The 1,755-nt window shown below is 68.1% G+C and carries 2 protein-coding genes and 1 pseudogene; 2 read left to right on the top strand and 1 reads right to left on the bottom strand.

Annotated features, from left to right (window positions below):
- Positions 1–164 precede the first annotated feature (164 nt).
- Positions 165–761, bottom strand: coding sequence for a helix-turn-helix domain-containing protein (locus tag C3488_RS39560; protein WP_103845626.1), 597 nt, complete (start codon positions 759–761; stop codon positions 165–167).
- Positions 762–878: 117 nt separating this feature from the next.
- Between C3488_RS39560 and C3488_RS39555 the strand changes: the two genes are divergently transcribed.
- Entirely contained in the window at positions 879–1,514 is a 636-nt protein-coding gene (locus C3488_RS39555) for a bifunctional 2-polyprenyl-6-hydroxyphenol methylase/3-demethylubiquinol 3-O-methyltransferase UbiG (RefSeq protein ID WP_103845625.1), read from the top strand.
- Positions 1,515–1,586: 72 nt separating this feature from the next.
- Positions 1,587–1,755: pseudogene (locus tag C3488_RS42295) on the top strand (MFS transporter); the annotation flags it as partial.

Raw genomic sequence — 1,755 nt, 5'->3', positions numbered from 1 at the left:
AGACGGAAGAGGATGGGTTGGAGAACCACGCATACAGCCAGCACTTGAGTTTCCCGGCCGCCGGGATCGTGGGGCGCCTGCTGGGTGAAGTGATGGCGGAGCACGGCCCGTGGAGGAAGAAAGAGCATCGGTCCCGGTCCCGGATATGAGGTCCCTGAGCCTTCTTACTCGGCCGGGCCTTGTCTCGGTGCTGCACGGATGTGCGCCCGTTCGCCCTGTTTTCCGATGAGGCTCAGGTACTCGACGGGGCCGGCGCTGGTGGCCCCGAACCAGTGCTGGGTGCGCGTGTCGAATTCCGCGGCCTCCCCGGCCTTGAGGATGAGGTCGTGTTCCCCGAGCACAAGGCGGAGCGTTCCGTTGAGGACATAGATCCAGTCGTAGCCCTCGTGGGTGCGCAGGTCGGGTTCGGCATCGTCGTTTCCGGTCGGCAGCACGAACTTGTAGGCCTGGATTCCCCCGGGCCTACGGGTCAGCGGCAGGATGACCGAGCCGTCGCTGCAGGAGATGGGACGCAGATTGATGCGGGGGTCCCCCGTGGGCGGCGCATCGACGAGCTCGTCGAGTGTGACCCCGTAGGCGCGAGCAAGCGGAAGCAGCTGCTCCAGCGTGGGACGCCGCAGGCCCGCCTCGAGCCGGGACAAGGTGCTGGTGGAGATACCGGTCTGCGCCGCGAGCTCGGCGAGCGTGACGTCCCGATGCAGCCGAAGGCGTTTCAGCCTCGGTCCGACGGCGTCCAGGGTGCGGTCAATGGTTTCATCCATCCCGCCATTTTGCCATTCGGCAACAGCATTTGCGTATCTGCCCCATCTCTCGGCACCGTGAAGAACGAACCGAGGAACGCACCCGCAGAGGGGCGTTGCGAGCGAGGAGGGCGATTTGTGACGCACGGATTCGACAAGGACTTCTGGGAGCGGCACTGGCGACAGGCGCGAGCCGGCGGCCTCGGATCCATGGGCGGCAACCCGCCCAACCCGTACCTCGCTCGTGAGACCAGCGGCCTGACACCGGGCACGGCGCTGGATGCGGGGTGCGGCGGCGGTGCCGAGGCGATCTGGCTTGCCTCCCACGGCTGGCACGTCACCGCAGCCGACATCTCGTCCGAGGCACTTGCGCGCGCTGCCGAGCGGGCGGCGTCGAGCGGGGCTCCCGAGCGCCTGCAGTGGGTCGAGGCGGATCTGGGCGCCTGGAGCCCGGGCGCGCAGTTCGACCTGGTCATGACCCACTACGCCCATCCGGCAATGCCCCAGCTGGAGTTCTACGACCGCATCGCCGGATGGGTGGCTCCCGGCGGCACGCTCCTCCTCGTGGGGCACCTGCACAGCTCGGGCTCCACCGGCCGCGGGCACCACCCTCCTGCCGAAGTGTCGGCCACCTGTGCGGCCATCACCGCGCGCCTGGACGGCAGGGAGTGGGAGATCGTCACCGCCGAAGAGCACCTCCGCACGCTCACCGGCCACGGAGGCCGAGCGGTCTCCCTCCACGACGTCGTCGTGCGCGCCGTCCGACGCCGCTGATCACACCCGTCCTACAGCGCCAGGGCTCACCGCTCCGGCGCCGATCCACCCTGCCTTCTTGAAAGGAATCCCATGGGTACGAACCTGCCCTCGGACGCGGGAGCTTTCGACCCGACCATCCACGACCCACGACAACGACGGACCATCCTGATCGGGGTCTGCATCGCGCTCATGGCGGTCATCGCTTCGGTGTCCGGACTGAACGTCGCCCAGGCGGAACTCACCGTCGCGTTCGATGCCT

It is taken from the genome of Streptomyces sp. Ru72, assembly GCF_002920635.1.
Taxonomy (GTDB): Bacteria; Actinomycetota; Actinomycetes; order Streptomycetales; family Streptomycetaceae; genus Streptomyces.
The sequence above is the reverse complement of the archived record's forward strand: the minus strand, read 5'-3'. Positions and strand labels throughout refer to the sequence as shown.

Bases quoted from the DNA above. Each gene is read 5' to 3' on its own strand.
- C3488_RS39560 (WP_103845626.1), bottom strand. From the start codon at position 761: ATGGATGAAACCATTGACCGCACCCTGGACGCCGTCGGACCGAGGCTG.